Raw genomic sequence first — 13281 nt, forward strand, 5'->3', positions numbered from 1 at the left:
AGAGTAAAAAAATATAAAATCTTTATTAATTATAAATTCTCACTTTTCTCTAATACTAAAAAATACTCATTTTCTAGAATTTCAAGTTCTTTTTGCATTACTTCAAGCTCTTGATAAAGCTTGTTAATACCTATTTCTTGATATACATTTGGATCGGATAAATCTTGATTTAATTTAGCTATCTTTTGCTCTAAAAAATCTATTTTTTCAGGATGGTTTTTTAATATCTCATTTTCTTTGTAGCTTAATTTTTTAGAGCTTTTTTCTTTTTGGTTATTATTTTGCTCTTGGGTTTGAAGCTCTAAAGCAAAATTATCCAATTCTTCAATTTCTTTTTCATTTTCAAGATATTCAGTATAAAGAGTGTGTAAAATATTTATATATCCATTTCTCTCAAAAGCATAAAGTTTTGTTGCGATTTTATCAACAAAATATCTATCGTGTGATACTAGCAAAATAGCCCCTTCAAAACTAAGTAAGTATTCTTCTAGTATATTAATCGTAGCTATATCAAGATCATTAGTTGGCTCATCTAAAATCAAAACATCATATTCTTTAGTAAAAAGCAAGGCTAAAGCAACGCGATTTTTCTCTCCACCACTTAAAAGAGCCACACTTTTATCTAAAAATTCCTTAGGAAATAAAAAATTTTTCAAATATCCATAAACATGCATATTTTTACCACGAACTTCAACCCTATCTCCACCATTGGGACAAAAAATTTCAAGCAAGCTTTTATCAGAATTTACCAAGCTTCTAGCTTGATCAAAATATCCTATCTTAAGCTCTCCGCGTTTTATTTCACCGCTATCTTGTTTTATTTGCCCTAGAAGAATTTTTAACAATGTCGATTTTCCACAACCATTTCTTCCTATGATAGCTATGCGTTCACCTTGTAAAATACGCGTTGAAAAATCTTTAAAAAGATTTTTATTGTTTATATTTTTGCTTATATTTTTAAGCTCAAAAAGCATTTTTTTACGATTGATCGTTTTTTCTCCATTAAAATTTAAAGCCGCTCTTGAAATTTCAAGTTTTAAGCGTTTGATTGCTCCGGGATTTTTTTTCGCTTCTTCACGCATTTTAAAAATGCGTTCTTTTCGTCCTTCATTTCTTTTAAGTCTTGCCTTAACCCCTCTTCTAAGCCATTCTTCTTCGCTTTTTAATTGCTTTAAAAGAGTTTCATGGCTCTTAGCAAGGCTTTGCAAAATTTGTGTTTTTTTCTCTAAATAGTTTGCATATCCGCCTTTAAAAATACTAAGTTTACCCTGTTCCACTTCTATGCACTTGTGTGCTATAGCGTCAATAAAATATCTATCATGGGAAATAAAAATCACACACATCTTTGAATTTTTTAGCAATTCTTCTAAAAAGCTTGTCATATATACGTCTAAATGATTAGTTGGCTCATCAAGCAATAAAATATCAGGATTTTTTAGTAAAAGTATGCAAAGACCAACGCGGCGTATTTCTCCACCACTTAAAGTAGATATAATACGATTTTCATACTCAAGCAAACTAAATTCTTTTAAAACGCGTATTATTTTAGATTCTATATTCCAAGCATCTTTACTATCAATCAAAGTCATAAGCGTATCTATTTTTTTAAGATGATCTTTATTACTAGGATCTTCTTCTAATTTTTTATGCAGTATTTCATATTCTTCTAAGGCATTGTAAATTTCTGCAAGCTCTTGCTTGATGGCTTCTTTTACACTTAAATTTGCGTTAAAATCAACGGTTTGTGAAAGCATGGCTATGCTTTTTCCATTTTGTCTTATTACTCTACCGCTATCTAAAGGAAGTGTGCCTAAAAGCGTTTTTAAAAAAGTAGATTTTCCTTCTCCATTTTTGCCTATAATGGCAATCTTTTCTCCCTCATTTGCACTAAAATTTGCTTCATTTAAAACTATTTTGTCTCCAAATTTTTTTGAAGCTTCGATTAAATCTATAAGAGCCATTTTTTATCCTTGACTGAGTTTAAAGCTAAAACTAGAACCATAACCTAAAGTGCTAGAAATTTCAAGATAACTTTTATGTATATTTAAAATTTTCTTTACTAAAAAAAGTCCTAAACCAAAAGAATTATCACTTTTTACATCAATTTTATAAAATTTTTTTGTAATCAATTTTATTTTATCTTCTTCTATGCCTTTTCCAAAATCTTGCACTATTATTTTTTGATCTCTTGCTGTTAAAATGACTTCTTTTTGACTATATTTTAAAGCATTAGAAAGCAAATTTATAATCACTTGCTCGATTAAAAATTCATCAGCCTTAACTTTCGTGCTTTTACCTTGCAATACAACTCTTTCAAAGCCTGGGTTTTTAGTGATTTTTTCACATAGAAAAAAAAGATCAAATTCTTGCATTTGCAAGGCTTCACTATTAAGATTAAAAACAAAATTAAGCTTATGGGTCAAAGCATTAAGCTTAATGCTTTGACGCGAAATTTTTTCTAGTAATTCCTTTTTTAATTTTTTATCTTCCAATTTCTCGTCTTTTAGCATCTCTAAGCTAAGATCAATCACGCTTAATGGATTTTTAAGCTCATGAGAAATAGCAGAAATCACACTAGCAAGCTGAGTATTTTTTAAAGTAATTTTATCGCTTTGTTTTTTATTTTTTTGGGTATTCTTTAGAATTTTATCCTTAGTTTTTAAAAGTTTCTCATTTAGTAAATTAAATTCTTTAAACATTCCTTTTTCTAATATAACAACTTTATGATCCCCTATAGAATCTAAAAAATCCAAAATTTTATTAAAATTTTTCTCTATTCTTCTACCTAGCAACAACATTAAAATAAAAACAAACAGCAAGCACACTCCAAAACCGATTGCTATTTTTGTCCAAAAAAGTTCTAAATCTAAAAAACGAGGATAAACAATAATAATATATTTATATCCTTTGTAAATAAAGCTTTTAGTAAGAATTTTTTTTGAATTGAAATTTAAAATTTCTCCTTCTTTAAGATTAGAAAAAAAATCAGGATTTTTTACAGAACTTATTTTCATATCATTGTTTAGGATAATAAAATCAGCCCTAGTATCTTTAGCAAAATCCTTAATATTAGCATCATTTAAATGCTCTAAGAGAGAAAATTTTAAAACATCATCAAGGCTTTTGATTTTTTGTTCATATTGTTTTATAAGCAAGAAATTAAGATAAGAGTTAGTAAAAGTATAAAAAATAAACCCAAAAATTAAAGCCAATACAACAAAAAAAACTATAAAAATATTTTTAGTTTTTAGCATAATTTATAGCCAACACCCCTAACACTTATAATATGATCTTTTAGTTTTGGAAATTTATTTCTAAGTCTTGTTAGAGCTATATTGATTGTTTTATCACTTGTAGTATCATCTTTCCAAACGCTTTCGCTTAAAAATTGTCTAGTAAGTAAGGTATTTGGATTTTCAAAAAAATATTTTAAAAGCTCATAGTCAAGATTTGAGATTTCTAATTTTTGATTTTTGTAAAAGAATTCATAATTAGCCAAATCTAAAATAAAATCACCAAAAGATAGTTTTTCTTCTTCTTTTTTATGGCGTTTTAAAATTGCTTTAATGCGAAGCAAAAGCTCATTAAAATCAAAAGGTTTACAAACATAATCATCACAACCACTTTCAAAGCCTTCGAGCAAATCTTGATGCAAAGCCTTGGCTGTAAGAAAAATAACTGCTTCTTTATATCCTTGCTCTCTTAAATCTTGAATTTTTTCTAAAGAATCTCCACTGGGCAAATTTCTATCAACTATTAAAAGATCGATTTGCTCATTATCGAGCAAATCTTCAACTCCAAAAAAATCCACTAAAGATATAACTTCATAACCACTAGATTTTAACTTTAAAACAAGCAGTTCGTTTAAATCTATATCATCTTCTATAATTAAAATTTTAAATTTCAACATATTGGACAAATACACACGCCTCTAATTGTTTTAGTTCATCTAATACTTCTTTCTGAACTTTTTCATCAATCAAAACAACAGCCAAAGCATACCCAAAACCATCTCTACCAAGCCTAAAATCAGCTATATTGATATTTTTAGCTGCTAAAACGGAGCTGATTTTAGCTATAACTCCTGGTATGTCTTTGTTTTTAAAAATAATCATTTTCCCTTTTGGCTTAAAATCAGTTTTAAAGCCATTTAATCCAACTATGCGTTGTTCATTTTCATTAAACACTGTTCCTGAAACACTGATATTTGAATTTTCGGTGATAATTTTAACGCTAAGTTTATTATTATAACCACTATTTGGAAGAGTTTCGCAAGATAATTCAACTCCTTTTTCTTTGGCAACAAATTCTGCATTAACATAATTAATTTTCTCTCCTAAAATTCCACCCAAAGCACCAACAGCTGCAAAGGTTAGCATAGAATTTGCATACTCGCCAATAATTCCTTCAGCCTCTAATTTAATACTTTTTATAGGATTTTTATCAATTTGAACAGCTAAAAAAGCCATTTTAGAAACAAGTTCTATATAAGGAGCTACAAAAGGTGGTAAATCTTCGGTTTTAATTGGCAAATTTAAGGCATTAGGATAAGCCACGCCTCGTGCTGCACTTAGTGCTTGCTCACAAGCTTCTCTTGCGATATTGTCTTGACTTTCTAAAGTATTTGCTCCTAGGTGAGAAGTAACTGAAATATTTTCAAAGTCTAAAAGAGGATGATTAGTCGCGGGCTCCTTATCGAATACATCTATACCAAGCCATGCTATTTTACCACTTTTTAAACCTTCATATAAAGCTTCTTCTGTGTACAATCCTCCGCGAGCACAATTTATTAATCTTATTCCATCTTTCATTTTTGCAATTTCTTGCTTTCCTATCATACCATTGGTTTCTTTGGTTTTTGGTGTGTGAATGGTAATAAAATCACTTTTTTCTAAAATTTCATCCAAATTTTTTGCTTGCTCCATATCTAAATCTGTAATCTTAGAAGCAGAAATATACGGATCGTAGGCTAAAATTTTCATACCAAATGCTTTAGCACGGATAGCTACTCTTGAACCTATATTTCCAAAACCTATAACCCCTAGCGTTTTGTTCATCAGTTCAATGCCATACCATTTTTCTCTTTTCCATTTTCTTTCAATTTTTAAAAAATTATGAGCATTAACAAAGCTTCTAGCTGATGTTAAAAGATGTGCCATTGTTAGTTCAACTGCGGCAATAGTATTTGCAGTTGGGACATTCATCACAATCACTCCTCTTTTAGAACACTCTGGAATATCAACATTATCTACGCCCACCCCAGCACGCACAAGCACTTTTAATTTTTTGGCATGATTTAAGAAATTTATATCTACATCTGTAGAACTTCTAGTAATAGCAACTTCAACATCACCTAGCATTTGCATAAGTTCATCTTTTGGAACTTTTGCAGCTTCTATAAGCTCAATATCTTCAGCCTTTCTTAGGATATCGACACCTTTATCCAAAATAGCATCACATACTATAATCTTTTTTTTCATAGCCAAATTTCCTTTACTTCTGTATTTATTTTATATTTTTTTAATTCTTTGATAATATCATCTATAAGTTTTTCATTACCTGTATCCAAAAAGATTTCTGGACTATCGCCTGATTTAAGAAGAAAATACTTCACATTAAAAGAATTTAAAGTCTGTCTTAAGCAAAACATAGAGTAAATATCATATTTTCCAACTATAAGTTGATAATATTTATTTTTCTCCTTAAGCTCGCTAGTATCCACATTAAAATATAAGGTAAATTTTTCTGCTGCTGGGGTAAAATCTCTTGTAGGCCATTTTGCTAATTCTTCTTGCCATGAAAGATCTTGATTTTGAGCTTGAATGCTTGGCTGCGTATTTGTATCTTTAGCAAATTGTGGAATGAAATTTACATTAGCTTTAAATTGCCAAAGTAATGTAAAAACAACAGCAAGCAAAATGAGTAATAAAATACTCAAAATGCTTATTGTAAAGTATTTTTTCATTAAGTTAGTTGATCTTTAATGATATCACCTAAGGTTACTTTATCATCATTATTGATTTCATTAAGAACTTCTCTTTCTTTCATTCTAATAAGATTTTTAACACTTAGGCGAATTCTATTTTTCTTTTCATCAATAAAAACTATAGCAGCTTCAATATCGTTGCCAATTTTTAAATTTTCAAGCATAGAAGTGCTTATATCTTCTTTATGAATTAAAGCATCAACATTTTTACTTAGCTCTACAAAAACGCCAAAATCTTTAATATCACGGATAGTGCCTTTTACAATATCGCCGACTTTATGAATTTTGGCATATTCTTGAACTGGAGAGCTACTTAATTCTTTTGTGCTTAATGATATTTTTTGGTTTTCTTCATCTATTTTGATAATTTTTACTTTGATTTTATCCCCTTGAGAGAATTTGTCTTTGCATTTATCATTTCTATCCCAAGAAGCATCTTCATTATGCAACAAACCTTCAATACCGCCAAGTCTAACAAACGCACCAAAAGAAGTTACTGAGGTAATTTCTCCCTCAACCACATCTGCAATTTTGTAAGATTTCATAAATTCATCAAAAGGTCTAGAAAGTAAATTTCTTAAAGAAACTCTTAAGCGTCTTTCATTTGGATTGATTTCAATTACTTCAACATCAATTTCTTGGCCTTTGTTGATATAATCTTTTGGATTTTTAATATTTTTATCCCAAGAAATTTCACTGATATGTAAAAATCCTTCTATATCATTTCCTAAATCCACAAAAGCACCGTAAGGCTCTATATTTGATACTATTACTTTAATGGTATCACCTACATCAAGAGTATCTTTTATCTCACTCCATGGATCAGGTAAAGCCGCTTTTATAGATAAGGATAAATGCTTGCGTTCTTTATCATACTTTATAACTTTAACTGGAACTTTATCACCCTCTTTATAAAGTGTTCCAGGATTTACAGGTCCTTTGTAAGAAATTTCGCTGTAATGAACAAGGCCATCAACACCTCCTACATCTACAAACATACCATAGGTGGTAATTTTTTTCACAATACCTTCAATTAAATCTTCTTGTTGTGCTACATTATTGATCAATTCTTTGCGTTTTCTTCTCTCCTCATCTAAAGTTTTTTTACGAGAAACAATGATACTTTGCTCATCTTTGTCGATTTTAATAATTTTAACTTTAAACGTTTTGCCTATAATGTTATTTGTTTCTTTGAAGCCATATTGAGATTTTGGCAAGAAAAATTCAACATCATTTTCATCAACAACTATCAATCCGCCTTTATTTTTTCCAACTACTTTTACGGTAAAAATATCATCTTGATTTTCTTGATAGTTTTTAATAAATTCAATAACTTTTTCTTTTCTCAAAGCTTTTTTATGAGAAAGTAAAGATCTGCCACCACGAGAACCCATAACAGCAACTTTAATACTATCGCCTACATTAAATAATAGCTTAGAATTATCATCTTGTATTTCACTAAGAGCTAAAATACCTTCAGATTTTTTGCCTATATCTACATAAACTTCATCATTTTTAATCTCTACAATCACACCCTCTGTTGTAGTCTCTTCTCTTGATTTATCGAAAGCCTCTAAAAGCAGTCCAAAATCTTCTTCCTCAAGATAATCATCTACGCCGCCTTGAACTTTTTTGTTCACCTCGCTCATTATGGTCCTTTAAAATAATTTTTAGAAATTGATTGATTTTACCTTATTTTTCTTTAATTAGTGTTAAGTTTTTTTATTTTTATTAATTTTTTTTAAATTTTTGACTTTTTTATTCTATATTGAAAACATTTTTTAATTAATTTTAAAATTTTCTATTTTGGCGATAACTTTTTGTATGATCCAATCAGGAGTACTAGCGCCTGCGCTAATACCACAATGTTTTTTATCTAAAAACCATTCTTTTTTTAACTCTTCTTCGGTTTCAATTAGATAACTATCTTCACAATTAGTTTTTGCAATCAAAAAAAGTTGTTTTGTATTGGCTGAGTTTTTACCCCCTACAACAACCATAACATCACTTTTAAGCGAGAGTTCTTTAATAGCATCTTGATTTTTAAAAGTTGCATCACATATAGTATTAAAAACTCTTACTTCTTTGGTTTTAAGTATTAAAAAATTTACTATCTCCATAAAATGTTCAGGCTTCTTAGTTGTTTGGCTTACTACAGCTATTTTATTAGGAAGTTTTATATGTTGAAGCTCTTTTTTATCCAAAACTACATAAGCTTTTGTGCTTACATAACTTTTTACTCCTTTAACTTCGGGATGATTTTCATCTCCAAAAATAACAACTTCATAACCCTCCTTGCTCATTTGCTCGCAAATTTGTTGTGGCTTTGTAACAAAAGGACAAGTGGCATCAAAAATTTCTATATCTTTTTTTCTCAATTCTTCTAAATCTTGCTTTGTAATACCATGAGTTCTTATAATAGCCTTTTTTTCATTGCTTAAAGCTTTTATATTTTCCAAAGTTTTGACATTAAAATTTTTTTGTAAACGAGAAATTTCTTCGTTATTATGAATAAGAGGACCTATAGTTGCGGCATCTTTTATTTGTTCTGCTTTTTTAATAGCTCTTTTAACACCAAAACAAAAACCATAGTTTTTTGCTAATTCAATAATCAATCCTAGCTCCTAAATTTGATAAAATCTCTATAAAATTTGGAAAAGAAGTTTTTATACAATCACTATCATCAATTTCAACTCCACAAAGCAAACCTAAAATAGCAAAACTCATAGCAATACGGTGATCTCCATAGCTTTTAATTTTTGAAGATTTTAGTTCGCATCCACCTTCTATTTCAAAACCATCATCAAGTTCTCTAGCTTCAACACCACAAAGCTTTAGATTTTCAACCATCGCAGTAATTCTATCGCTTTCTTTAACGCGTAATTCTTTAGCATTTATTAAACTAGATTTACCCTTAGCCAAAGCAAAAGCTATAGCCAAAGCAGGCGCTTCATCTATCAACCAAGCGATATTATCTTTAACTTCTATGCCATTAAGCTTGCTAGACTCCACCCTGATCTCACCAATAGTTTCAAAATCATTTTGAGTTATTGTCATTTCAAGTTTGGCACCCATTTTTTGCAAAATTTTATACGCCTCTATACGAGTAGGATTAAGTAAAATATTTTTTAAAATAATTTGAGATTTAGGCAAAATAATAGCTGCTAAAACAAAATAAAAAGCCGAAGAAGGATCATTAGGAATGATTATATTTTGAGCTTTTAAAGGTTTTTTTAAAGGACTTATTTCAAGACTTAAGCCATCATTACTAACCCTTATTGGAGCTTTCATAGCCTTTAGTATGTTTTCACTATGATTTCGACTAAGAGAAATTTCACTAAAAGTGCATATATTATCAGCTCTAAAAGCAGATAAAATCATAGCTGTTTTAACTTGAGCCGAAGAAATTTCGCTTTTATAGTTAAAAGCTTTTAATTTTTGACCTTCTATACAAAGTGGAGCTAAATTTGCCTCATTTCTTCCATAAATTCTAGCGCCTATTTGAGTAAGTGGTTTGCTTATCCTTCTCATAGGACGATTGTTTAAATACTTATCTCCACTTAAAATAAAAAAACCAGAAATTCCTGCTAAAAATCCTATCATCAAACGCATAGCAGTTCCTGAATTTCCACAGTCTAAAATACAATTTGGAGATAAAATTTCTTTAGGGGGTATAATTTTGACGCAAGAATCTTTTTGTTCAATTTTAGCTCCAAGATTTTTTATAATTTCAAGAGTGTTTAAAGTATCTTGAGCTAAGAGATAATTTTGAGCCTTATTTTCTTCTTGTGTTAAAAGCGAAAATATAGCAAAACGATGAGATATGCTTTTATCTGCTGCTATATTTTCAAGTATAGCATTTATAGAGGTTTGCAATTTGTAAATTTTCATCTTAAATCAAGACCTAAATTTTTAAGAGTATTTAAAATTTTATCCATGCATTCATTTACTTGATTATCTTCTAGAGTTTTATTTATATCTCTAAAAGAAAAACTCATAGTAATGCTATAAAATTCTTTAAGGTTTTCATCACTATAAATATCAACTAAACGAAAATTTTCAAGTATTTCTAAATTCAATTCTTCGATACAATTTTTAATCTGATTGTATTCAAAACCTTTAGGTATTAACACGCTAAGATCTCTAGTGATAGCTGGGAATTTGGAGTAAGGCTTAGCTATTTTAAAATCTTGCTTAATTAAATCTAAATCAAGTTCGCAAATATATGTTTTTGGCAAATCCCTCTCATTTTCTATTTTTAAATGCAAACGGCCTATAAAACCTACTTTAATATCCGATAGATAAATATCTGCTTGTTCATAAGGGCTTAAAATATTATATTTTGATGATTTTAGTTTAAAATCGCCTATAATATTTTTAATGTCTAAAAGAAAATCATAAAATTGCACCGATTCAGGTTTTGCCTTATTAGAAATTTTAGCTTCTTCTTTTAAGCCAGAATGGATAAATGCGATACGATTTAATTCTTGATTATTGACATTGAAAACAACCCCTAGTTCAAAAAGTTTAATAATTTTTTTAGAATTTTTTGCATTTAAACTTGCTGCATTCAATAAATGATTTAAAAGGGTTGTTCTTAAAGTATTAAGTTCTGCTGTAATTGGATTGATTAGTTTTAATTTAACAGAGTCAAAACCCAATCTTTTAAGTTCTTCTTCATTGTCTAAAACATAATGTAAGCTTTCAAAATAACCACTAGCTACTGCTCTTTTCCTTAAATTTAAAAACTCAATATAATTTTTATATGCAGAATTTAAACGATTTTTTTCTACAAATTCTAAATCCTTGGAAGCAATATTATCAATACCTATAATTCTTACAACTTCCTCGCAAATATCTGATAAATTTTTAATATCAGGACGATGTAAAGGTGCTTTAACATTTATAAGCCCTTCGCCTGAAAGTATGAGTTCAAAACCTAATTTTTTCAATATTTTTAATACTTCATCTTTATCAACATTTTGCCCTATTATATCGCCAATACTTTCAATACTTATTGGTATGATTGGTAATTCTTTGTCGGTTAAAATTTGTTGAGAAGAACTATAAATAACAAGATTTGGAATCTGCTCAAAAATACTAAGTAAAAAATCCATTCCTAAATTTAATTTAGGCTCACTTCCCCTAAAACTTCTATAAAGCATTTTTTCATCTTGATCTTTATGATATATTTTAGCATCTGCAATTACCAATGGATCGGTATAATTAGCCTCAATAATAATTATTTTAGAATCATCTTTACATCTACTTTCATTATTTTGAAAAATTCCGCTAAAGCTTAAAAGTTTATCTTTATAAGATACTTTTGTTTCTCCATGCATTTGCTTGCTTAAATTGATGGTAAATTCTTCATCTTTTTCAGAAAAACTACTTAAATCATAAGCATTAAAAAGAACACCAGTTGAATGCGTTGCATAATTTAATAAATTTTCTATGGAATTTTTTCCCAAACCTTCAATTTGAGCAAGTCTTAAACTAAGCAATAAATTTGTTTGAATTTCTTCTTTTAGCTCTATAGCTCGATAATTATAAAGTCCATTAAGTTCTTTCTCAGCTGCTAAGCGCAAAATCCTACCGATACCTAAAACATTTTCACTTTCTTTGAATGGTTTTGGTTCTTTTAAATTTAAATTTAAAGCTGTAGCCAAATCACGAGCTATACCATAAATACTTAAACAATCACCCCTATTAGGAGTAAGTTCTACTTCTATTAGCTCATCATTAAAAATTTCATAAGTATTTAAAGTTCTCCCAAGTTCTAATTTCCCTATACTCTCATCTAAAAGCATAATTCCTTCATTGATTTTTTCAAAACCCAGTTCTAAACTAGAACAAAGCATACCACAAGAATCCACTCCTCGTAATTTTGCTTCTTTTATTTCCATACCGTTTGGCATGATAGCGCCTTTAGTTGCAACAGCTACAAATTGTCCTGCATCAACATTCGCAGCACCGCAGACAATTTGCAAGGTTTCACTTCCGATATCAACTTGACAAATGCTTAATTTATCTGAATTTTCATGTTTAATTTTTTCCTTAACATAGCCTACAACAACTTTATCTGGAGCCTTTAAAACGCCAACCCTATCAACTTCTATACCTATAGAATTTAAAGTTTTAGCTATTTTATCTGAACTTATTTCTTCAAGTTCTAACCAATCATTCAACCAACTTTTAGTAATTATCATCTAAACTGCTCCAATAATCTTAAATCACCTTCAAATAAAGATCTTAAATCTGGAATTTGATGCAAAAGCATTGCAAAACGCTCTACTCCTAATCCAAAAGCATAGCCACTTACATTTTCATAACCAACAAAATTATAAACATTAGGATCAACTATTCCACATCCTAAAACTTCGAGCCAACCTGTATGTTTGCAAACTCTACAACCCTTTCCTTTGCAAAATACACAAGAAATATCAACTTCAGCAGAAGGTTCTGTAAATGGGAAAAAACTTGGACGAAAACGAACTTTCACATCTCCAAACATATAACGCAAAAAATCTTCCAATACACTTTTTAAATTTGCAAAGCTAACCTTTTGCCCTTCTTCCACTACAAGGCCTTCAACTTGATGAAACATAGGAGTATGCGTAATATCAAAATCTCTTCTAAATACAGCACCAGGGGCTATCATCCTAATAGGAGGTTTTTGTGCAAGCATTGTCCGTATTTGCACTGGCGAAGTTTGTGTTCTTAAAAGCCTTTTATCATCAAAATAAAAGGTATCTTGCATATCTCTTGCAGGGTGAGATTTAGGTAAATTCAACGCTTCAAAATTATGAAAGTCATCTTCTATTAAAGGCCCTTTTTCTATGCTAAAATTCAAAGCTATAAAATACTCTATGATTTTATCCATGGTGCTCATAACAGGATGCAAGGCACCTGTTGTAATACTTTCATCAAAATAGTTAAAATTTAAAGCATCTTGTTTCATTCTTTCTTCTAAAGCAAGATTTTCCAAATCTTTAAATTTAGCTAAATAAACCTCATTAAATATTTCTTTTTGTGCATTTAGTTTAGCAGCAAATTCTTTTTTCGCCTCATCTTCTAACTCTTTAAGCTTTGTAAAGCCTTCTGTTAAAATACCTTTTTTTCCAAGAACGGAAATCCTAATGGCTTCCAAATCATTTAAATTCTCACATTTTTGAATCTGTTCTATAAAATTTTGCAATTTTCTTACCTTAAAATAAAATATTTCAAGTTCTAATTCTATTAAAAACTATTTTAAATTCAGCATAAAAACCAAACTTTAAAGATATAATTGTATC

Annotated in this window: 10 protein-coding genes; all 10 read right to left on the bottom strand. The window is 29.3% G+C overall.

Annotated elements, in window-relative coordinates; genetic code table 11:
- Window positions 1-29: 29 nt before the first annotated feature.
- Window positions 30-1961 (bottom strand): ribosomal protection-like ABC-F family protein, encoded by a 1932-nt coding sequence (gene abc-f / locus AJ887_RS01990; protein WP_070239653.1) that lies wholly within the window; start codon window positions 1959-1961, stop codon window positions 30-32.
- A gap of 3 nt (window positions 1962-1964) precedes the next feature.
- Window positions 1965-3254, bottom strand: a complete 1290-nt coding sequence (locus AJ887_RS01995) for a sensor histidine kinase (RefSeq protein WP_012006695.1) — start codon at window positions 3252-3254, stop codon at window positions 1965-1967.
- Window positions 3248-3910 (bottom strand): response regulator transcription factor, encoded by a 663-nt coding sequence (locus AJ887_RS02000; RefSeq protein ID WP_004305935.1) that lies wholly within the window; start codon window positions 3908-3910, stop codon window positions 3248-3250. Before AJ887_RS02000 ends, AJ887_RS01995 begins: the two co-directional genes overlap by 7 nt.
- On the bottom strand, window positions 3897-5480 hold the full coding sequence (gene serA, locus AJ887_RS02005; RefSeq protein ID WP_070239655.1) for a phosphoglycerate dehydrogenase: 1584 nt from the start codon (window positions 5478-5480) through the stop codon (window positions 3897-3899). Before serA ends, AJ887_RS02000 begins: the two co-directional genes overlap by 14 nt.
- Window positions 5477-5965 carry a hypothetical protein gene (locus tag AJ887_RS02010; protein WP_044779236.1) on the bottom strand — a complete coding sequence of 163 codons (489 nt, stop codon included), beginning with the start codon at window positions 5963-5965 and terminating at the stop codon, window positions 5477-5479. The genes serA and AJ887_RS02010 overlap by 4 nt, the downstream gene beginning before the upstream one ends.
- Window positions 5965-7635 carry a 30S ribosomal protein S1 gene (locus tag AJ887_RS02015; RefSeq protein WP_052858649.1) on the bottom strand — a complete coding sequence of 557 codons (1671 nt, stop codon included), beginning with the start codon at window positions 7633-7635 and terminating at the stop codon, window positions 5965-5967. Before AJ887_RS02015 ends, AJ887_RS02010 begins: the two co-directional genes overlap by 1 nt.
- A gap of 132 nt (window positions 7636-7767) precedes the next feature.
- Window positions 7768-8601 carry a 4-hydroxy-3-methylbut-2-enyl diphosphate reductase gene (locus tag AJ887_RS02020; protein WP_002861592.1) on the bottom strand — a complete coding sequence of 278 codons (834 nt, stop codon included), beginning with the start codon at window positions 8599-8601 and terminating at the stop codon, window positions 7768-7770.
- Window positions 8591-9877 (bottom strand): 3-phosphoshikimate 1-carboxyvinyltransferase, encoded by a 1287-nt coding sequence (gene aroA, locus AJ887_RS02025; RefSeq protein ID WP_070284753.1) that lies wholly within the window; start codon window positions 9875-9877, stop codon window positions 8591-8593. The genes AJ887_RS02020 and aroA overlap by 11 nt, the downstream gene beginning before the upstream one ends.
- Entirely contained in the window at window positions 9874-12195 is a 2322-nt protein-coding gene (gene pheT / locus AJ887_RS02030; RefSeq protein ID WP_044779233.1) for a phenylalanine--tRNA ligase subunit beta, read from the bottom strand. Before pheT ends, aroA begins: the two co-directional genes overlap by 4 nt.
- Complete coding sequence (pheS, locus tag AJ887_RS02035) at window positions 12192-13184, bottom strand: phenylalanine--tRNA ligase subunit alpha (RefSeq protein WP_070239661.1); 993 nt, start codon at window positions 13182-13184, stop codon at window positions 12192-12194. Before pheS ends, pheT begins: the two co-directional genes overlap by 4 nt.
- Window positions 13185-13281: the final 97 nt, after the last annotated feature.

The sequence above is a fragment of the Campylobacter sp. BCW_6466 genome (assembly GCF_001762835.1).
Taxonomy (GTDB): domain Bacteria; phylum Campylobacterota; class Campylobacteria; order Campylobacterales; family Campylobacteraceae; genus Campylobacter_D; species Campylobacter_D jejuni.

Coding starts and splice junctions, on each gene's coding strand:
- AJ887_RS02015 (WP_052858649.1), bottom strand. CDS start 7,635: ATGAGCGAGGTGAACAAAAAAGTTCAAGGCGGCGTAGATGATTATCTT.
- AJ887_RS02010 (WP_044779236.1), bottom strand. CDS start 5,965: ATGAAAAAATACTTTACAATAAGCATTTTGAGTATTTTATTACTCATT.
- AJ887_RS02000 (WP_004305935.1), bottom strand. CDS start 3,910: ATGTTGAAATTTAAAATTTTAATTATAGAAGATGATATAGATTTAAAC.
- pheT (WP_044779233.1), bottom strand. CDS start 12,195: ATGATAATTACTAAAAGTTGGTTGAATGATTGGTTAGAACTTGAAGAA.
- abc-f (WP_070239653.1), bottom strand. CDS start 1,961: ATGGCTCTTATAGATTTAATCGAAGCTTCAAAAAAATTTGGAGACAAA.
- serA (WP_070239655.1), bottom strand. CDS start 5,480: ATGAAAAAAAAGATTATAGTATGTGATGCTATTTTGGATAAAGGTGTC.
- AJ887_RS01995 (WP_012006695.1), bottom strand. CDS start 3,254: ATGCTAAAAACTAAAAATATTTTTATAGTTTTTTTTGTTGTATTGGCT.
- aroA (WP_070284753.1), bottom strand. CDS start 9,877: ATGAAAATTTACAAATTGCAAACCTCTATAAATGCTATACTTGAAAAT.